The following is a 20,317-nucleotide window of genomic DNA, read 5'->3' on the forward strand; positions in this document are numbered from 1 at the left end:
TTAAGGGCACCGGAATATCCGTCATGGCGCCCCGGTCGAGAGATCGGGGCGTTCGACGTTTGGAACGCCTTGATGACGAACGCCGCGCCGTCGGCTATCTGAGGCCATGGATAACGCTCCTTTGATTCTGCTGGCCGCGGGCGGCACCGGCGGCCATCTGTTCCCGGCAGAGGCGCTCGGCGTCGAGCTCATCAAGCGCGGCCTGCGCGTGCGGCTCGCGACCGATGCCCGCGCATTGCGCTACAGTGGCCTATTCACCCCCGACAATATCGACGTGGTGCCGAGCGAGACGTTGCGCGGCCGCAATCCTGTAGCGCTGGCGCGCACCGGCTTCATGCTCGGCTATGGCATGCTGGTCGCGGTCAATCTGGTGCGGCGGCTGAAGCCTGCGGCCGTGGTCGGCTTCGGCGGCTATCCGACGCTGCCGCCGTTGATCGCAGCAAGGCTGCTCGGCGTGCCCGGCGTTATTCACGATGCCAATGCGGTGCTCGGCCGCGCCAACCGTTTTCTCTCCGGCCGCGTCAATGCGATCGCGACCTCGCTGCCTGGCGTTCTCGATCGCGATCCTGATCTTGCGGGAAAAGCCGCGACGGTCGGCACGCCGATGCGGCCGGCGATACTCGCGGCCGCCGCGATCCCGTTTGCGTCGCCCGAACCGAACGGCTCGCTGCGTCTGCTGGTGGTCGGCGGCAGCCAAGGCGCGCGGGTGATGAGCGACATCGTGCCATCAGCCGTCGAACGGCTCGAGCCGGTGCTGTGGAGCCGCCTGGTCCTGACGCAGCAGGTGCGCGAGGAGGACATGGCGCGGGTGCGGGCGGTCTATGACCGGCTCAAGATCAAGGCCGAACTGGCGCCGTTCTTCAGCGACCTGCCGGCGCGCCTTGCGTCCAGCCACCTGGTGGTCTCGCGATCCGGCGCCGGCACGGTGGCCGAACTCGCCGCGATCGGCCGTCCCTCGATCCTGGTGCCGCTGCCCGGCGCGATCGATCAGGACCAGTTCGCCAATGCCGGCGTATTGGCGCAGGTGAACGGTGCGTTGCGGATTCCGCAAGGAGAGTTCACGCCCGACCGGCTGGCGGCGGAAATCTCCGCTTTTGCCGCCGAGCCTGCGCGGCTGACCGCGATGGCGGAGGCCGCCCGTCAGGTCGGCCGGCTCGATGCCGCCGAGCGGCTGGCCGATCTGGTGCTGAAAACGGCCGGAATCTAGGCGGTTGTCCGCAAAATTGCCCCTTGTCATGCCCCGCGAAAGCGGGGCATCCAGTACTCCGCGGCGCCTGATTTGAGCCTCGGCTTCGCGGAACACTGGATCGCCCCGCCCTTGTGCGCAATCGCGCAAGGCGGGCGATGATGTCCAAGGAAACATTCATGAGACTGCCGCGCGAAATCGGACCCATTCACTTCGTCGGGATCGGCGGCATCGGCATGAGCGGCATCGCCGAAGTTCTCTGCAATCTCGGTTACACCGTGCAGGGCTCGGACGCCTCCGAAAGCGGCAATGTCGCGCGGCTACGGGAGAAGGGCATCACCGTCTCGATCGGCCACAACGCCGAGAATGTCGACGGCGCCGACGTGGTCGTGGTCTCAACCGCGATCAAGCGCGACAATCCGGAACTGATGTCGGCCCGCGCGCAGCGCATTCCGGTGGTGCGCCGCGCCGAGATGCTGGCCGAATTGATGCGGCTGAAGAGCTGCGTCGCAATTGCGGGTACCCACGGCAAGACCACGACCACGTCGATGGTGGCGGCGCTTCTGGATGGCGGCAATCTCGACCCCACCGTGATCAATGGCGGCATCATCAACGCCTACGGCACCAATGCGCGGCTGGGGGCCGGCGATTGGATGGTGGTTGAAGCCGACGAGAGCGACGGCACGTTCCTGAAACTGCCGACCGATGTCGCCATCGTTACCAATGTCGACCCCGAGCATCTCGATCATTTCAAGACTTTTGAGGCGATCCAGGACGCGTTTCGCAACTTCGTCGAGAACGTGCCGTTCTACGGTTTTGCGGTGATGTGCATCGACCATCCCGTGGTGCAGAGCATCGTCGGCAGGATCGAGGATCGCCGCATCATCACCTATGGCGAGAACCCGCAGGCCGATGCACGATTGATGGACCTGACGCCGATCGCCGGCGGATCGAAATTCAAGGTCGCGATCCGCAATCGCAAGACTGACGCAACCCACGAGATATCAGACATCACGCTGCCGATGCCTGGGCGGCACAATGCCTCGAACGCAACGGCCGCGATTGCAGTCGCGCATGAGCTTGGCATTTCTGACGAGGCGATCCGCCAGGCCATCGCCGGTTTCGGCGGTGTCAAACGGCGCTTCACCCGCACCGGTGAGTGGAACGGCGTCACTGTTATCGACGACTATGGCCATCACCCCGTCGAGATCGCGGCGGTATTGAGGGCCGCGCGCGACTCCTATAGCGGCAAGATCATCGCGGTGGTGCAGCCGCATCGCTTCACCCGGCTGCAGTCGTTGTTCGAGGAATTCTGCACCTGTTTCAATGACGCCGACGCGGTTGTTGTCGCCGAGGTTTATCCGGCCGGCGAGGCGCCGATCGCAGGGATAGACCGCGACAATTTCGTGCTCGGCCTGCGCGCCCATGGCCATCGCGAGGTGATCCCGCTGCCGAGTTCGGCGGAACTGGCAAAAGTCGTTCGCGGTCTCGCCAGTCCCGGCGACCTCGTCGTGTGTCTTGGTGCCGGCAACATCACGCAATGGGCTTACGCGCTGCCCGGCGAATTGAAGGCGTTGGGGTGATGGGACATTCGCTCTCGGTCTCGTCATGGCCGGGCTTGTCCCGGCCATCCACGTCTTCACTTTGCGATGGTCTCGAAGAGATCGTTCCAATCCGGGTTCATGGCGATAATCTTTCGAACCTTCCAGGCGCGAGGCCAATGCTTGATGTTGTGCTCGCGTTGGATCGCGTCTCGGATATCGTCGAATTGTTCGAAATATACCAGTCGCTTCAATCCGTACCGCTTGATAAAACCATCGACGAACCCGGAACGATGCTCGAATATCCGGCGGACAAGATCACTTGTGACCCCGACATAGAGAACGCCGTTGGGACGATTGGTCAGAATGTAGACGTATCCACCTGCCATGCCGAGATACTGCAAGACGTGGATGGCCGGGACAAGCCCGGCCATGACGAATTGAGAGAGCTCGCATGACCTTCCCCGACATCACCTCTGAGCTGAAAGCCGCGATGCCGGAGCTGCGCGGGCGGTTGCTGGCGAACCAGTCGCTGGCGGAGTTGACATGGTTTCGCGTCGGCGGCTCGGCGCAGGTGCTGTTCACGCCGGCGGATGAAGATGATCTCGCCTATTTCCTCAAAGCTCTGCCGAAGGAGTTGCCGGTCTATGTCGTCGGCGTCGGCTCCAACCTGATCGTGCGCGATGGTGGCATGGCGGGGGTGGTGGTCCGCCTGTCGCCGCGGGCGTTCGGCGAGACCTCCGCTTCAGGCGATATCGTCACCGCCGGCACGGCGGCGCTCGACAAGCGCGTCGCCGAGACTGCGGCCGCCGCAAACATCGGCGGCATGGAATTCCTCTTCGGCATTCCCGGCACCATCGGCGGCGCGCTGCGGATGAATGCCGGCGCCAATGGCCGCGAGACCAAGGACGTGCTGGTCCAGGCCACAGGCATCGGCCGCGACGGGACGAAGCACGTCTTTGCCAACGCCGACATGAAGTTCGTCTACCGCAACAGCGGCGTCGACCCGTCGATCATCTTCACGTCGGCGCGCTTTCAAGGCGCCATCACAGATTCTGAAACCATCCGCGCGCGGATGAACGAGGTTCAGACCCATCGCGAGACCGCGCAGCCGATCCGCGAAAAGACCGGCGGTTCGACCTTCAAGAATCCGCCCGGTAACAGCGCGTGGAAACTGATCGACGCCGCCGGCTGCCGCGGCCTTCGCGTGGGCGGGGCGCAGGTCTCGGAAATGCACTGCAATTTCCTCATCAACACCGGCAACGCTACCGGCCATGATATTGAAACGCTGGGCGAAACAGTGCGGGAGCGGGTTAAAGCGAATTCTGGAATCGAGCTACACTGGGAAATCAAGCGGATCGGAATTCCGGTCTAGTAGTCATTCCGGGATGCTCCGAAGGAGCAGACCTCAGATGCGCAATTGCGCATCGGGGAATCTCGAGATTCCGGGTTCGATGCTTCGCATCGCCCCGGAATGACGGATAGGTAGAGACTGATGCGAACGACCATTCTCTTCGGCGGTACCAACAAGGAGCGCCTCGTCTCGGTTGCGAGCGCGCAGGCGCTGCATCGGGCCTTGCCGGAAGCCGATCTCTGGTTCTGGTCGGTGGCGGATACTGTGCACGAGGTCAGCTCGAAGATCCTGCTCGAGCACGCGCGTCCGTTCGAAGACGAATTCAAGCCGGGCAACCGCGGCGTTGCTCTCGAGGCGGCGCTCGACAAGGCCAAGGCCGAGGATCGCGTGCTGTTGCTGGGCCTGCACGGAGGCCGCGCCGAGAATGGCGAACTGCAGGCGATGTGCGAAATGCGCAGGATCCCCTTCACCGGGTCCGGCTCGGCGTCGTCGAATCTCGCCTTCGACAAAGTTGCGGCCAAGCGTTTTGCGGCGATTGCGGGCGTCGCGGCGCCGGCTGGCATTACCCTGGAAAATCTGGACGCGGCCTTTGCCGAACACGGCAAGCTGATCGCAAAGCCGGCGCGCGACGGTTCGAGCTACGGCCTGATCTTCGTCAACGCCAAGCAGGATCTCGTCGCCGTGCGCAACGCCGCCCGGTCCGAGGAATATCTGATCGAACCGTTCGTCTCGGGGGTGGAGGCGACATGCGGGGTGCTGGAACGGTCCGACGGTGAGGTGTTTTCGCTGCCGCCGATCGAGATCGTGCCGGGGGAGGGCACCTTCGACTACACGGCAAAGTATCTGCTCAAATCGACCCAGGAGATCTGTCCGGGGCGCTTCTCGCCCGAGGTCAGTGCCGCGATCATGGATCAGGCGCTGCGGGCCCACCGGGCGCTATCGTGCAGCGGCTATTCCCGAACCGATTTCATCATCTCGCCGAAGGGGCCGATTTTCCTGGAAACCAATACGCTGCCGGGCCTCACCGCGGCCTCGCTCTACCCGAAGGCGCTGAAGGTCCAGGGCATCGAATTTCCGGATTTCCTGCGTGATCAGATCACTCTGGCCGTGCGGCGCAGCCGGGAACGGGCGTGACCGGCCGGCCGGCCCGTTAACAGGCCGTTAACCGGGAACTAACCTCGACACGAGAATTGTTGCTAAAATCCTAAGAATTGTCCGGCAAACCACTCAAAAGACGGGTCAAAGCGCGGCGCGAGCCCCCCGTTTTTACACTTTGTTTACCAGGAAGAACGAAGGTTAACGCTGGCGGCGCATGTGGCGCTTGGCTGCCGGGGTGTGCGCTGTTCCGACTTCAGGTCAGCACTTAAGTCCGGCACCGCCGAGACGTCATCTGAGCCAGGACTCGCAAAAACCCTTGCGGGAACAACACTTGGACAGGCTCGTGCAATGGATGGTGCAGGACGCCTCGGGCGGTCACTGAGATCGCGGGGGCCCCAGGCTGACCTGAAAGCAGCCGCTATTGGAGCGGTCGTGCTGCTGCGCGAGCGGCTGGGCCGTCCTGCCCGTGTCCCGGCGCGGCCCGTGATCGATCGCGCGCCGTCGAATCGCGTGATCCTGCTGATCGAACGCTACCTTCCGAATCGCCTTGGCGTCGCTTTGACCGTGATGATGCTGCTCGGCAGCGCCGGCTTCGGCATCGTCAAGGGCGGTCACCTCGACGACTTTTTGGCTGCACTCAGCGACACCCGCAACGCGCTGGCCAATTCGGCCGGCTTCCGCATCACGACCGTCGTCATCAACGGCCGCAAGCAATTGAGCCAGGACGAGGTACTTGCGATCGGCGGCGTCAACGGCCGCTCCTCGCTGCTGTTCCTCGACGCCGCCACCGTGCGCGACAAGCTCAAGGCCAATGCCTGGATATCGGACGCGACTATCCTGAAGCTTTATCCCGGCCAGTTGCAGATTGACATCGTCGAGCGCACGGCTTTCGCGCTGTGGCAGCAGGACGGCCGGCTGTCCGTGATCTCGGAGGACGGCGCGGTGCTGGAACCCTACGTGTCGCGCCGCTTCGTGACGCTGCCGCTGGTGGTGGGCAAGGGCGCCGATGTCAGGGCCCGCGATTTCCTTGCGCTGCTCGACCGCTATCCGCACGTTCGCTCGGTGACCAAGGCCGCGATCTTCGTGGGCGAACGACGCTGGAATTTGCGGCTGAAGGACGGCCTCGACATTCGCCTGCCGGAAAACGACATTGGCAATGCGCTTGCCGTGTTGAGCAAGCTCGACAAGGAGGAGCGGCTGTTCTCGCGCGACATCGTCGCCGTCGACATGCGCCTGCCGGACCGGTTGACGGTGCAATTGTCGGAGGACGCGGCCAAGGCCCGCGAAGAACTGTTCAAGGACAAGAAGCCTAAGAAAAAGGCCGGTGACGCATGACCGGCCTCGATCGCAACCAGACCCCGAAGACGCGGCCCGTCGACCACAAGCGCACGGCGCTGGTGGCGTCGCTCGACATCGGCACCAGCAAGATCGCCTGCATGATCGCGCGGCTGAAACCGTCGCCGCCGAGCGAGGCGCTGCGCGGCCGCACCCATGCGGTGGAATTGATCGGCTACAGCCAGATCCAGTCGCGCGGCGTCAAGGCCGGCGCAGTGGTCGATCTCGCCGAATGCGAGCAGGCGGTGCGTCAGGCGGTGGCGCTTGCCGAGCGCATGGCCAAGGTCCGCGTTGAGTCAATATTGCTGTCGGTTTCCGGCGGCCGCCTGCAGGGGCAGTTGGTCGAGGCCGCCGCCGATATTCGCGGCGGCTCGGTCACCCCTGAAGACGTCACCCGGGTGACCTCCACCGGCATGCGCCACGCCACCGGCGAGGGTCGCACGGTGCTGCATGCGCTGCCGGTCGGCTACGCGCTGGATGGCGTCAAGGGTATCCGCGACCCCCGTGGCATGGTTGCCCGGCAGTTCGGCGTCGACATGAACGTGGTGACGGCGGACGCGACGGTCGCCCGCAACCTGATGCTGGTGGTCGAACGCTGCCACCTCAATGTCGAAGCCATGGCGGCGAGTCCTTATGTCGCAGGTCTGTCGGTGTTGACCGATGACGAAGCCGATCTTGGCGCCGCCGTGGTCGAAATGGGTGCCGGATCGACCACGATTGCAACCTATTCCGCCGGGCGCTTCGTGCATGCCAGCGGATTTGCGCTCGGCGGGCAGCACGTCACGATGGATCTTGCCCGCGGCGTCGGCGCATGCATTGCGGATGCCGAGCGAATCAAGACGTTATATGGCACCGTGCTGACCGGCGGGTCCGACGCGCGCGAGTTGATGTCTGTGCCGGCTGCTGGCGAAGAACACGATGCGCCGCAGATCGTCTCGCGCGCCACGATTGCCAACATCGTCCGGCATCGCGCCGAGGAGATTTTTGAAATGGTCCGGGACCGGCTCGCGGATTCCCCCTTTGCGGCAGAGCCGCGGGCGCGGGTTGTCTTGAGCGGCGGGGCCTCCCAGCTCACCGGCACCGTGGAACTCGCTACCCGCATTCTCAACCGGCAGGTCCGGATCGGCCGGCCGCTCGGTTTCGGCCGGCTGCCCAACGAGGCCAAGAGCGCCTCGTTCTCGGTGCCTGCCGGCCTCCTGGTCTATCCGCAATACGCTCATCTTGAACACGTCGAACCGCGGCATACGCGGCAGCTCAGGACAGGGACTGACGGCTATTTTGGAAAGGTCGGACGATGGCTTCGCGAGGGCTTCTGATGACCGGTCCTGTGACCAAACGATTTTCACCAAATCCCGCGGCCGCCGGCCGGGGCGAACCAACGCGCGCGTCGTAAGAGAGGCAATCATGGCACTCAATCTGACCCCCCCTGACATCAGCGAGCTGAAACCGCGGATTACTGTCTTCGGCGTCGGTGGAGCAGGCGGCAATGCCGTCAATAACATGATCACCGCCGGGTTGCAGGGCGTCGATTTTGTCGTCGCCAATACCGACGCGCAGGCGCTGACCATGTCGAAGGCCCAGCGCATCGTGCAGATGGGCACGCAGGTGACGCAGGGCCTCGGCGCAGGTTCCCAGCCCGATGTCGGCGCGGCGGCGGCGCAGGAAGTCATCGACGAGCTCCGCGACCATCTCTCCGGCGCCAACATGGTGTTCGTCACCGCCGGCATGGGCGGCGGCACCGGCACCGGCGCCGCACCGGTGATTGCCAAGACCGCGCGCGAAATGGGCATCCTCACCGTCGGTGTTGTGACCAAGCCGTTCCACTTCGAAGGCCAGCGCCGCATGCGCACCGCCGAATCCGGCATCGCCGAACTGCACAAGGTGGTCGACACGCTTCTGATCATCCCGAACCAGAATCTGTTCCGGGTTGCCAACGAAAAGACCACCTTCGCCGATGCCTTCGCGATGGCCGACCAGGTGCTCTATTCGGGCGTCGCCTGCATCACCGACCTGATGGTCAAGGAAGGCCTGATCAACCTCGACTTCGCCGACGTCCGCGCCGTGATGCGCGAGATGGGCAAGGCGATGATGGGCACCGGCGAGGCGACCGGCGAGAAGCGCGCGCTGACCGCGGCCGAAGCTGCGATCGCCAATCCCCTGATCGACGATAGCTCGATGAAGGGCGCGCGCGGCCTGTTGATCTCGATCACCGGCGGCAAGGACCTCACGCTGTTCGAAGTCGACGAGGCCGCCACGCGGATTCGCGAGGAAGTCGATCAGGACGCCAACATCATCGTCGGCGCCACCTTCGACGAGACGCTCGACGGTATCATCCGCGTCTCCGTCGTTGCCACCGGCATCGAGCAGGCGCAGATCGCGCGCAACGCGGCCGCTCCCGCCGCCGCTGCCGCCACCGCGACCGCCACCACGTCTGCGCCGGACAGCCGGCTGGCCGAACTGACCGCTCGCCTGCGCGCCGATAATGCGCGCCTGGCCGAACGCGCCCAGAAGCTCGAGCCGGCGTCTGCGCCGCAGGGGGCTGCTCCGGCTCCCGCTGCGCCGGCGCAGCGCGGGTCCAACAATGTCGAGCGTGCGGCGCTCGCCGCGATCGCAGCGGCGGTTGAGACGCCGCAACAGGCGCCGGTCCAACCGGCATCCTACGGCGACGTCACGGTTCGCCCGATCGCGCAGAAGCCGACGCTGTTCCCGGACCACAGGGAGGCCGCTCGCATCGAGCCCGAGACGCCGGCGACGCCCGAAAACTTCATCCCGCAGGCGGCAGAACGTGCGCCCGTCCGCGCGCCACGGATGCCCAAGTTCGAGGACCTTCCGATGCCGGCTCAGGCCGAGATCCGGCAGGCCCGCGGCGAGCCTGAGGAAGAGCATCCGCAGAAGACCCGGCTGTCGCTATTGCAGCGGCTGGCCAATGTCGGCCTTGGCCGCCGTGACGAAGAGACCGAGCCGCCGATCGCGGCGCGCGCCTCCGGCCCGGCGATGGCGCCGCTGCCCGAGCGCAGGCCGCAGCGGAGCGTCGCCCAGCAAATGGCCGCGAATCACGAGCCGGTATCGGAGTACGCAAAACGCCCGGCGCCGCAAGGTTTGGATGTTCATGGCCGCCCGGCGCCTGTTGCGCCGGCGCCACAGGGCGACGACCATCTTGATATCCCGGCCTTCCTCCGACGCCAGGCCAACTGAGGTTTTGTTACAATCGAGGTGAACCAAAGGGCCCCGGCTGATCCAGCCGGGGCCCTTCTCTTTGGCTCGGCGGCCAGTCTCGCAGGCCAGCCAAGCAACTGATTTTAAATCATTAATTATTCATTCCGTGATCAGATATCGCAGCTTGAACCGCGTCCGGCCGAGCCGGAGTTTGGTTAACCCTTGGCGCGAATGCGGCAGAGATAGGGTAACAATCCGTAAAGAAGCGTGAGTTGTGCGCTTTGGGGCTATGACTATGGTCTGCCGTGACTTGGGGATGCCTGAAACGCGAATCGTTGCTTACGTGCGGTTCCCGTCTTTGGGTGAAGTCGGTAGTGGGCAGTTATCAATGAAATTCAGCCGGCAAACTACGCTTCGGGCGCAAGCCACCGTCACGGGTGTTGGCGTTCATTCCGGTTTACCTGTTAGCCTGACGCTCGGACCTGCTCCTGTGGATGCGGGTTTTATTTTTGTCCGTACCGGCCTTGAAGAGACCGACCGCGAAGTTCCCGCGGTCGCGGGATCCGTTGTCGCCACCGATCTTGCGACCGTTCTTGGCGACCGTGAAGGGCCGCTCGTTTCCACCGCCGAGCACGTGCTCGCCGCTCTCCGCGGCATGGGCGTGGACAACGCCATCATTGAAGTCGACGGCCCCGAAGTTCCGATCATGGACGGCAGCGCTGCCGCCTTCGTCGCTGCCATCGATCAGGCCGGTATCGTCACCCAGTCGGCCTCCCGCCGCTTCATTCAGGTGCTGAAGCCGGTGCAGGCTGCGATTGGCGATAGCTTCGGCGAGTTGCGGCCGCATGCGAACGGGTTCCGCGTCGAGGTCGAAATCGACTTCGCCAATCCCGTGATCGGGCGTCAGAATTATTCCATCGATCTCAATCCCGAAGCCTTCCGCCGCGAGATTTCCCGCGCACGGACTTTTGGCTTCATGAACGAAGTCGCGCGGCTCTGGAGCGCCGGTTTTGCGCGCGGCGCCTCTTTCGAGAATACGGTGGTGCTCGACGACAGCCGTCTGCTCAACAGCGAAGGGCTGCGCTTCAGCAACGAATGCGCTCGCCACAAGGCGCTGGACGCGGTTGGCGATCTCACCCTGGCTGGTTTGCCGCTGCTCGGCGCCTACCGCTCGGTGCGTGGCGGTCACAAGCTGAACCACGCCGTACTGACGGCCCTGCTGGCCGATCGCAGCGCCTGGCGGGTGGTCGAGGCCGAACCGGCGCGCCGTCCCCGCGGCCATGTCGAGGCTGGCGCAGGCATGGTGGGCGGCTTGATCGCCCCGGCCTATGGTCCGGACGTTTCCTGACTGACGCTTGCGAAACGTCCTGACTTTCGGCTTCGGGTTATTTTTGCGCCCTATCGGCGCCTTTCCGTAGTAACCACAACCGGTAACGATGCCGTTCAGCCGCCTTAATCCGGGCGAATTGGCTGCGTATTCGGTTGGTTGAGGACCATTTTTCGGCTACAGAGCCTGCAGTTGCACGACAAGGCGGCCACGGGCCATTGAAGAATTGGGCACGGCATTGGGCACGGGGAATATGGCTCCATGACCGCGGTTCATGGACAGGCGGGCTCGGTCATCAACCGCATCAAAGGCGTCAGGTCACAGATTCCATGTCGGCACAGCGTATGACGCTCGAACCACGCAAATCACTTAGGTCTGCCAGCCTCGCTCGCGCCGGACGGTCGCTGCGGCTGGCGGCAGGCCTGATCGCGCTTTCCATTCCCTTGAGCGGATGCGGCACGGGCGCGCTCTGGGACAAGTTCACCGCCAAGGACGATACGTTCGTCGAGGAACCCGCGGACAAGCTCTACAACGAGGGCTTGTACCTGATGAACCAGCGCAAGGATAACAAGGCGGCGTCGAAGAAATTCGAGGAAGTCGATCGCCAGCATCCTTATTCCGACTGGGCGCGCAAATCGCTCTTGATGTCGGCCTATTCCTTCTACAATTCCGGCGATTACGACAGTTGCATCGGCGCCGCGACCCGTTACGTCACGCTGCATCCCGGCAGCCCTGACGCGGCTTACGCGCAATATCTGATTGCGGCCTCGCATTACGACCAGATCCCGGACATTTCCCGCGACCAGGGCCGCACCGAAAAGGCGATCGCGGCGCTGGAAGAGGTGATTCGCAAATATCCGACCTCGGAATATTCGACCTCCGCCAAGGCCAAGCTCGAAGGCGCGCGCGACCAGCTCGCCGGCAAGGAAATGGACGTCGGCCGCTACTACATGGAAAAGCGCGACTACACCGCCGCCATCAACCGCTTCAAGACAGTAGTCACCCGCTACCAGACCACGCGGCATGTCGAGGAAGCGCTGGCGCGCCTGACCGAGGCCTATATGGCGATCGGAATCGTCGGCGAGGCGCAGACGGCGGCGGCCGTACTTGGGCACAATTTTCCTGACAGCCGCTGGTACAAGGACGCCTATAATCTTGTAAAGTCGGGCGGTCTCGAGCCGAGCGAGAACAAGGGTTCCTATATTTCCAGGGCCTTCAAGAAATTGGGTCTCGGCTAGGAATTTACTTCGCATGCTGGCGCGTCTGTCGATCCGTGACATCGTCCTGATCGAACGGCTCGATATCGAATTCTCCCGTGGCCTCGCGGTGCTGACCGGCGAAACCGGCGCGGGCAAATCCATCCTGCTCGATGCGTTCGCGCTGGCGCTCGGCGGCCGCGGCGACGCTGGCCTCGTCCGTCACGGCGCGGAGCAGGGCCAGGTGACGGCCAGCTTCGATGTTCCCAAGGGCCATCCGGCCGCAAAGATCCTTTCCGAGAACGGCCTCGATGATACCGGCGAGATGATTCTCCGCCGCGTGCAACTCGCCGACGGCCGCACCCGCGCCTTCATCAACGACCAGTCGATCAGCGTGCAGACCTTGAAAGCAGTGGGCGCGGCGCTGGTCGAGATCCACGGCCAGCATGACGAACGCGCCCTCGTGGATACCTCGACGCACCGGCAATTGCTCGACGCCTTTGCCGGGCTGGATAAGGAGGTCGCGGCGCTGGAAATGCTATGGGAGGCGCGGCGCACCGCCAACACCGCGCTCGACGCGCATCGCGCCAGCATGGAGCGCGCCGCGCGTGAGGCGGATTATCTGCGCCACGCCGCCGACGAACTGAAGACGCTGAAGCCGAAGGACGGCGAGGAGACGGCGCTCGCCGAACGCCGCACCATCATGATGCAGGGCGAGAAGATCGCAAGCGACCTGCGCGAGGCGCAGGAGGCGGTCAGCGGCCCTCATTCGCCGGTGCCGGCACTGGCGGCGGCGGTGCGCCGCCTCGAACGCCGCGCCGCCAATTCGCCCGCCCTGGTCGAGCCGGCGGTGAAGGCGATCGACATCGCGATCAACGCGCTGGAAGAAGCCGACCAGCATCTGAGCGCGGCGCTGGTCGCGGCCGATTTCGATCCGGCCGAGCTGGAACGCATCGAGGAGCGGCTGTTTGCGCTTCGCGCCGCCTCGCGCAAATACTCGACGCCGGTCGATGGGCTCGCGGCGCTCGCCGCCAAATTCGCCTCCGACGTGGCACTGATCGATGCCGGCGCGGATCAGTTGAAGAAACTGGAAGCCGCCGCTGCGGAGGCCGATCAGCGCTACGGCGCGGCGGCGACGAAGCTATCTGCAGCCCGAGCTAGGTCCGCCGACAAGCTCAACAAGGCCGTGAACGCCGAGCTGGCGCCGCTGAAGCTCGATCGCGCGAAGTTCATGACGCAGATCGATACCGATGCCAACGCGCCCGGGCCGCAGGGCATCGACCGCGTCGAGTTCTGGGTGCAGACCAATCCCGGCACCAAGCCGGGACCGCTGATGAAGGTCGCTTCCGGCGGCGAGCTGTCGAGATTCCTGCTGGCGTTGAAAGTCGTGCTGGCCGACCGCGGTTCGGCGCCGACGCTGGTGTTCGACGAAATCGATACCGGTGTCGGCGGCGCGGTGGCGGACGCGATCGGCTCGCGGCTTTCGCGGCTTGCCGGCCAGGTGCAGGTGATGGCTGTGACGCACGCGCCGCAGGTCGCCGCACGCGCCGACCAGCATCTCTTGATCTCCAAGGATGCGCTCGACAAGGGCAAGCGCGTCGCCACCCGCGTCAACGCGCTCGCCGCCGATCACCGCCGCGAGGAAATCGCCCGCATGCTGGCCGGCGCGGAGATCACGGCGGAGGCCAGGGCCGCCGCGGAACGGCTGTTGCGCGCGGCGACCTAGCCGTCATTCCGGGGCGATGCGAAGCTTCGAACCCGGAATCTCGAGATTCCGGGTCTGGTCCTTCGGACCATCCCGGAATGACGAGCCTAGTTGCAGATCGAGTCGTACAAATCTTCCCATTGCGGATTCTGTGTTTCGATCAACTGCGTCTTCCAGCTCCGCTTCCACTTCTTGAGTTCTTTTTCACGGGAAATCGCGGAGATCGGATCGTCGTAGATTTCGAACCAAACAAGGCGTGTGATATTGTATCTGGAGGTGAAGCCGGGCACGGCCTTTATTCGGTGCTCGTAGACGCGGCGCACAATGTCATTGGTCACGCCGATGTAGATTGCTCCATCCTTTCGGCTTGCGATGATATAGACGTAGTAGCTCATGATTGTCTGCAAATGCCTGTTAACAACCAGTCATTCCGGGGCGCGCAAAGCGCGAACCCGGAATCTCGAGATTCCGGGTTCGATGCTGTGCATCGCCCCGGAATGACGGGGACTTAGCTTTTAGCATGATAGCAAAATCCAAGACGAAAGCCCCCACCGACGTTGCCAAGCTCACCAAGGCGCAGGCCAAGGTCGAGCACATGCGGCTGGCGCTGGAGCTCGAAGGCCACGACAAGCGCTATTATCAGGAAGACGCGCCCAGCATCAGCGATGCCGAATATGACGCGCTGCGGCAGCGCTTTAGCGCCATCGAGAAGCGATTTCCCGAATTTGTCACGTCGGAATCGCCGTCGCAGAAGGTCGGCGCGGCGCCATCGGGACGCTTTAAAAAGGTCCGGCATGCGGTGCCGATGTTGTCGCTCGACAACGCGTTCGCGGAGCAGGACGTGCTCGACTTCATCGGCCGCATCGAGCGCTTTCTCAAGCTTAGCGACGACAAGATCAATTTTTCCGCCGAGCCGAAGATCGACGGGTTGTCGATGTCGCTGCGCTATGAGGGTGGCGAGCTTGTAACGGCGGCGACCCGCGGGGACGGCGCCGTAGGCGAGGACGTCACCGCCAACATCCGCACGCTGGAAGATGTGCCGCAGAAGCTGAAAGGCCGCAACGTGCCTGATGTCTGCGAGGTGCGCGGCGAGGTCTACATGACCAAGAAGGCGTTTCTCGCGCTGAACGAGCGCCAGAAGGCCGCGGGCGATACCATCTTCGCCAATCCGCGAAACTCCGCCGCGGGTTCGCTGCGCCAGAAAGATCCTTCCATTACCGCTTCGCGCCCGCTCGGCTTCTTCGCCTATTCCTGGGGGCAGATGAGCGCGATGCCGGAAAACACGCAGACCGGCATGATCCACTGGTTCGAGCGCTGCGGCTTCAAGACCAACCCGCTGACAAAACTCTGTCACTCCGTCGAGCACTTGATCGCGTTTCATCACGAGATCGAGGAGCAGCGCGGCGAACTCGACTATGACATCGATGGCGTCGTCTACAAGATCGACCGCATCGACTGGCAGGAGCGGCTCGGCTTCGTCTCGCGCACACCGCGCTGGGCCATCGCGCACAAATTCCCGGCCGAGCGCGCCATGACGGTGCTCAAGGACATCGAGATCCAGGTCGGGCGCACCGGTTCGTTTACGCCGGTCGGCAAGCTCGAGCCGGTCGGCGTCGGCGGCGTGATCGTGCAGAACGTCACGCTGCACAACGAGGACTACATCAAGGGCATCGGCAACAAGGGCGAGCAGTTGCGCGAGGGGCGCGACATCAGGATCGGCGACACCGTCGTGATCCAGCGTGCCGGCGACGTGATTCCGCAGGTCGTCGATGTCGTGATCGACAAGCGGCCGAAGAGTGCGAAGGAATTTCAGTTCCCGAAGAAATGCCCGTGTCCGCTGCACACCGACGTCGTGCGCGAGGAGACGGCGACAGGCGAGGAAGGCTCGCGCGCCCGCTGCACCGGCGAGTTCGCCTGTCCGTTCCAGAAGATCGAGCATCTGAAGCTGTTCGTGTCGCGCCGGGCGTTCGATATCGACGGGCTCGGTGAGAAGCAGCTCCAGTACTTCTTCGACCGCGAATGGGTGCGGGAGCCCGCTGATATCTTCACGCTGCCGAAACGTAACGCCAAGCTGAAGCTCGAAGAGATCGAGGGCTATGGCAAAACGTCGGTGCAAAATCTGTTCGCCGCTATCGAGAACCGCCGGAGGATAGCTCTGGAGCGCTTCATCTACGCGCTTGGCATGCGCCATGTCGGCGAGACCACCGCGCTGGCGCTGGCGCGCGGTTATGGTTCGTGGGACGCCTTTCACGATGCCTGTCTCAGGATCGCCAAGGGCGACGAAGACACCATCGCCGAGATGGATGCGCTCGACCAGATCGGCGACACCGTGATCAAGAGCGTCGCCGCCTATTTCGGCGAAAACCATAACCGCGGCATCGTCGAGCGGCTGGTCAAGGAGCTCAACGAGATCGTTGACGCCGAAAAGCCCAAGAGCACTTCGGCGGTCGCGGGCAAGACCGTGGTGTTTACCGGCTCGCTGGAAAAGATGACGCGGGATGAAGCGAAGGCGACGGCCGAGAGGCTGGGCGCCAAGGCAGCCGGTTCGGTGTCGAAGAAGACGGACTACGTTGTCGCTGGGCCGGGGGCGGGATCGAAGCTCGCGGAAGCCAAGAAACATGGCGTGCCGGTGCTGACGGAAGATGAGTGGTTGAAGCTGATTGGGGAGTGAGGGGCGCTACGCGCTCCGTCATTGCGAGGAGCGAAGCGGACGAAGCAATCCATGACTCAGCTCGTGGCGCTATGGATTGTTTCGCTTCGCTCGCAATGACGGGCGACGCACCGTGCGATTGTATTAGGCGCTGTCATTCCGGGATGGTCCGAAGGACCAGACCCGGAATCTCGAGATTCCGGGTTCGGCTCTTCGAGCCGCCCCGGAATGACGGGGCCTACAACATCCCCTGTTCTTCCTCCTCCGCCTTTTTTACCAATTCCTCGCTCACCACGACGCCCCGCCGCGGCACCAGAAAGAACATCGCCGACGCGCACGCGATCGAGAGCGCGAAGATGGCCGCTGTCAACGGCAGCGTGGTGGTGGAGTGGCCGCCGAGATAGGCGCCGAATTGCGAGACCAGCGCGCCGATGCCCTGCTGCAGAAAGCCCATCGCGCCGGAGGCGGTGCCGGCGGCCTCGGGCCTCACGCTGATGGCGCCGGCCGCGGCATTGTTCATCACGAAGGCGTTGGCGATCATGACGATCATCTGGGTGCCGAACAGCCAGGCCGGCGCCTGGTTGGTCCCGGCAATGCTGAAGGCCAGGTTCAGCAGGGCACCGGCGAATTGCAGCGCCAGCCCGAACCAGATCAGCTTTTCCAGCGAATGGCGCGGCGCGAAGCGGACGCAGAACACGTTGCCGATGAGGTAGGCAAATCCCGTCGCTGCGAACCATGCGCCGTATTCGGCGGTGGTGCGGCCCATCTGCGTCACCACGATGTAAGGCCCGCCGCCGGCGAACGCGAAGATGATCTGCGAAGCCAGCACCTGGCACAGCACATAGCCGATGAAAGCGCGACTTCGGAGCAGGTTGCCGAGATCGCCGCGGAAGCTGCCGTCTTCGCTGCGCTCACGGCGGGTCTCGGGCAGCGCAATCGTGATCAGGACAGCGACGCTGAGGGAAGCGGCCGTGATGAAATAGAAGATCGCACGCCAGCCGAACGCAGTCTCGAGGAGGCCGCCGACGAGCGCGCTCAGCATCTGCGCCATCATCATGACAGCGATGACGAGGCTGATCATGGAGCTGATGCGGTGGCGGCTGTAGAGATCGCGGATGATGGCGCGGCTCACCACCATGCCGGTGGCGCCGCCGAGCGCCTGCAGGAACCGCGCCGCGATGAGTTGCGGCAGCGTCTGCGCCATCGAACAGCCGATGCTGGCGGCCACCATCAGGGCGAGGCCTGCCAGCAGCACCGGGCGGCGGCCGAATTTGTCCGACAGCGGTCCCATGATGAGCTGCGAGCAGGCGATGCCGACCATGTAGAGCGACACCGTCATCTGCGCGACCGAAATGTCGCCGCCAAAGGTCGTCGCCAGCACGGGCAGCGCCGGTACCAGCATGTAGAGCGAGATCGGCGCGACGCCGGTCATCGCGACCAGCATCAGCAGCATGATTTTCGATGTCACGACGGCATGATTGTCCGTCGCGCCGGGCGGCTTGCCCACGACGCCGTGCATTCAGTTCCGACCCTGTTTTGCTTGGATCGGACTCTTAACCAGATGGCTCAGCGCGAACAGGGATGTTTTGGCATGCGGCCATGCTGAATTGGGGAGGCGGGTAGGAGGCTGGACCGCCGGAGTCTACTTTGCATGGGGTTGTTTTCGCGGTTTTTGTGCCCGGCGCCCACGCCGTATCGCCGTAGCGGGGCGGGCCACGGCGTACCGGATCCTCCGCCGTCGGCGGGGCGACTGGTGGAAAGTAGGACGGGTGGAGTGCAGCGATGCCCATCGTCTCACCACGCGCACCGGCATTGATGGGTATCGCTGCGCTCCACCCATCCCATGGCCGCATGAGGCAGCAGTGATTAAAGCGGCAGCATCGCTGCCGTTGCCTCATCCAGCCACAGTTTCGTGGCGTTGTCGTCGAGATGCGGGCGCACGGCGCGACTAACGCGCTCATGGTAGTCGTTCAGCCATTTCAGCTCTGTCGCGCTCAGCATATTCACGTCGATCAGGCGGCGGTCGATCGGCGCCAGCGTCAGCGTCTCGAACGCGCTAACCGGCTTCTCGGCGCCGGCGACGTCGGTGCCGATGACGAGTTCGAGGTTCTCGATCCGGATGCCATAGGCGTCGGTCTTGTAATAGCCGGGCTCGTTGGAAAGGATCATGCCGCGCTTCAATGGCGTGGTGCCGATTTTTGAAATTCGCGCCGGGCCTTCGTGCACCGAGAGATAGCTGCCGACGCCGTGGCCGGTGCCGTGCTCGAAATCGAGCCCGGCCTGCCACAGGAATTGGCGCGCAAAGGAATCGAGTTGCGCACCGGTGGTGCCGTCGGGAAACACCGCGCGCGCAATCGCGATATGCCCGCGCAGCACGCGGGTGAAGCGGTCGCGCATTTCGTCGGTGGGCGTGCCGATCGCAATGGTGCGGGTGACGTCGGTGGTGCCGTCCTCATACTGCGCCCCCGAATCGATCAGCAGGAGGTCGCCCGGCACGATGCGCCGGTTGCTCTTGCGGGTGACGCGGTAATGAACGATGGCGCCGTTCGGGCCGGTGCCGGCGATGGTGGGAAAGGAAACATCCTTGAGTGCGCAGGTCTGACGCCGGAACGTTTCCAGCGCCTCGACGGTGTCGATCTCCGTCAGCGCGCCCGAAGGCGCCTCCCGGTCGATCCAGGCGAGGAAGCGCGTCAGCGCCACGGCATCGCGCTGGTGCGCCGTCCGCGTGCCCTCGATCTCCGTGCTGTTCTTTACCGCCTTGAGCAGGCTTACCGGGTCGTTGCCGCGCACCGGTTTTCCGCCGGCTGCCGTGATCAGGCGGCTCAGGGCGTCCGCTGCGGTAGCGCTGTCGAGGGCGATTTCGCCGCCGCCGCGCGCGAGTTCCGTCAGTGTGGGCACCAGCGTGTCGGGCTCCCGGACATCGGCGGATTGTTCGAGATGGTCGCGCGTCAGGTTGGAAAGCTTGCGGTGATCGATGAATATGGTGGGGCGGCCGTCCTTCGGCACCAGCGCATAGGACAACGGCAGCGGCGTATGCGAGACGTCGGTGCCGCGGATGTTGAAGGTCCATGCCACGGCGTGGCTGTCCGAGAGCACCAGCGCATCGACGCCGAGCTTGCTGATCTCCAGCCGGATCCGCTTGAGTTTTTCGGCTTCGATCTCGCCGGAAAATTGCGGGCCATGAACGGCGACGGGGCCGAGCGGCGGGGCCGGGCGCTCATGCCACACCGAATCCAGCGGGTTGCTGTCCACCGCGATCAATTCGGCGCCGGCCTTGGCGCAGGCGGCGGCCAGCCGCTCGGCTGCCGCCGAAGTGTGCAGCCACGGGTCAAAACCGAGGCGGTCGCCGGCCGCAAGATGCTTGGTCAGCCAGTGTTCCGGCGGCGGATCGGCCAGCGGCTCGATGTGCCAAGCCTTGCGGTCGACCTGCTTGGCGGCCTGCAGCGTGTAGCGGCCGTCGACGAAAACGGCGGCCTCGCGCGTCAATACGATCGCCATGCCGGCCGAACCGGTGAAACCGGTGAGCCAGGCCAGCCGCTCTTCGGAGGCCGGGACATACTCGTTTTGCTGCTGGTCCGCGCGGGGAATCACGAATCCCGTCAGTTTCCGCCGCGCCAGTTCCTCCCGGAAGAGGGCCAGCCGTGCGGTCAGTGCCACGCCGCTTTCGGGTTCTTCGAATGTCTGGAAATGGGCTTCGAACATCGCGTCGTCACTTTAGATGTGGGCGGAGAGGTCCGCAATGCAGGCCGACATCGCCACAATTTGGCAT

The 20,317-nt window shown here is 64.2% G+C and carries 15 protein-coding genes; 11 read left to right on the forward strand and 4 right to left on the reverse strand.

The window, feature by feature from the left end:
* Positions 1-106 precede the first annotated feature (106 nt).
* Both murG and murC read left to right on the forward strand, forming a co-directional pair.
* Positions 107-1,207 carry an undecaprenyldiphospho-muramoylpentapeptide beta-N-acetylglucosaminyltransferase gene (gene murG / locus GWE18_RS20005; RefSeq protein ID WP_275187415.1) on the forward strand — a complete coding sequence of 367 codons (1,101 nt, stop codon included), beginning with the start codon at positions 107-109 and terminating at the stop codon, positions 1,205-1,207.
* A gap of 158 nt (positions 1,208-1,365) precedes the next feature.
* A complete protein-coding gene (gene murC / locus GWE18_RS20010; RefSeq protein WP_275187416.1) occupies positions 1,366-2,769 on the forward strand; it encodes a UDP-N-acetylmuramate--L-alanine ligase in 1,404 nt (467 codons plus the stop codon).
* 56 nt (positions 2,770-2,825) lie between these two features.
* On the opposite strand, the gene GWE18_RS20015 is transcribed toward murC, so the two are convergent.
* The gene (locus GWE18_RS20015) at positions 2,826-3,161 is read right to left on the reverse strand and encodes a GIY-YIG nuclease family protein (protein WP_275187417.1); all 336 of its coding nucleotides are present in this window, start codon (positions 3,159-3,161) and stop codon (positions 2,826-2,828) included.
* Between the two features lie 20 nt (positions 3,162-3,181).
* Here GWE18_RS20015 and murB point away from each other — a divergent pair, with 20 nt between their 5' ends.
* The 8 genes from murB (at position 3,182) to recN (ending at position 13,919) form a co-directional block, all read left to right on the forward strand.
* Positions 3,182-4,102, forward strand: a complete 921-nt coding sequence (gene murB, locus GWE18_RS20020; protein ID WP_275187418.1) for a UDP-N-acetylmuramate dehydrogenase — start codon at positions 3,182-3,184, stop codon at positions 4,100-4,102.
* Between the two features lie 120 nt (positions 4,103-4,222).
* Entirely contained in the window at positions 4,223-5,215 is a 993-nt protein-coding gene (locus tag GWE18_RS20025) for a D-alanine--D-alanine ligase (protein ID WP_275187419.1), read from the forward strand.
* Between the two features lie 312 nt (positions 5,216-5,527).
* Positions 5,528-6,514: an FtsQ-type POTRA domain-containing protein gene (locus GWE18_RS20030; protein ID WP_275187420.1), complete on the forward strand. Its 987-nt coding sequence runs from the start codon at positions 5,528-5,530 to the stop codon at positions 6,512-6,514.
* Positions 6,511-7,830 carry a cell division protein FtsA gene (gene ftsA / locus GWE18_RS20035; protein ID WP_275187421.1) on the forward strand — a complete coding sequence of 440 codons (1,320 nt, stop codon included), beginning with the start codon at positions 6,511-6,513 and terminating at the stop codon, positions 7,828-7,830. The genes GWE18_RS20030 and ftsA overlap by 4 nt, the downstream gene beginning before the upstream one ends.
* An 88-nt stretch (positions 7,831-7,918) precedes the next feature.
* Positions 7,919-9,709: a cell division protein FtsZ gene (gene ftsZ / locus GWE18_RS20040; protein WP_275187422.1), complete on the forward strand. Its 1,791-nt coding sequence runs from the start codon at positions 7,919-7,921 to the stop codon at positions 9,707-9,709.
* A gap of 349 nt (positions 9,710-10,058) precedes the next feature.
* Positions 10,059-11,018, forward strand: coding sequence for a UDP-3-O-acyl-N-acetylglucosamine deacetylase (lpxC, locus tag GWE18_RS20045; protein WP_275187423.1), 960 nt, complete (start codon positions 10,059-10,061; stop codon positions 11,016-11,018).
* Between the two features lie 308 nt (positions 11,019-11,326).
* On the forward strand, positions 11,327-12,235 hold the full coding sequence (locus GWE18_RS20050; RefSeq protein WP_275187424.1) for an outer membrane protein assembly factor BamD: 909 nt from the start codon (positions 11,327-11,329) through the stop codon (positions 12,233-12,235).
* Positions 12,236-12,248: 13 nt separating this feature from the next.
* Entirely contained in the window at positions 12,249-13,919 is a 1,671-nt protein-coding gene (recN, locus tag GWE18_RS20055) for a DNA repair protein RecN (protein ID WP_275187425.1), read from the forward strand.
* An 86-nt stretch (positions 13,920-14,005) separates the two neighbouring features.
* Here recN and GWE18_RS20060 read toward each other — a convergent pair whose 3' ends face one another.
* A complete protein-coding gene (locus GWE18_RS20060; protein WP_275187426.1) occupies positions 14,006-14,293 on the reverse strand; it encodes a GIY-YIG nuclease family protein in 288 nt (95 codons plus the stop codon).
* Positions 14,294-14,418: 125 nt separating this feature from the next.
* Between GWE18_RS20060 and ligA the strand changes: the two genes are divergently transcribed.
* Positions 14,419-16,569, forward strand: a complete 2,151-nt coding sequence (gene ligA, locus GWE18_RS20065; RefSeq protein ID WP_275187427.1) for an NAD-dependent DNA ligase LigA — start codon at positions 14,419-14,421, stop codon at positions 16,567-16,569.
* A gap of 217 nt (positions 16,570-16,786) precedes the next feature.
* Here the strand turns inward: ligA and GWE18_RS20070 are convergent, their stop codons facing one another.
* Together GWE18_RS20070 and GWE18_RS20075 are read right to left on the reverse strand one after the other, a co-directional pair.
* On the reverse strand, positions 16,787-18,067 hold the full coding sequence (locus GWE18_RS20070; protein ID WP_275187428.1) for a multidrug effflux MFS transporter: 1,281 nt from the start codon (positions 18,065-18,067) through the stop codon (positions 16,787-16,789).
* A gap of 347 nt (positions 18,068-18,414) precedes the next feature.
* Complete coding sequence (locus tag GWE18_RS20075; RefSeq protein ID WP_275187429.1) at positions 18,415-20,250, reverse strand: aminopeptidase P family protein; 1,836 nt, start codon at positions 20,248-20,250, stop codon at positions 18,415-18,417.
* Positions 20,251-20,317 lie beyond the last annotated feature (67 nt).

The organism is Bradyrhizobium sp. CSA112, assembly GCF_029051645.1.
Lineage (GTDB): Bacteria > Pseudomonadota > Alphaproteobacteria > Rhizobiales > Xanthobacteraceae > Bradyrhizobium.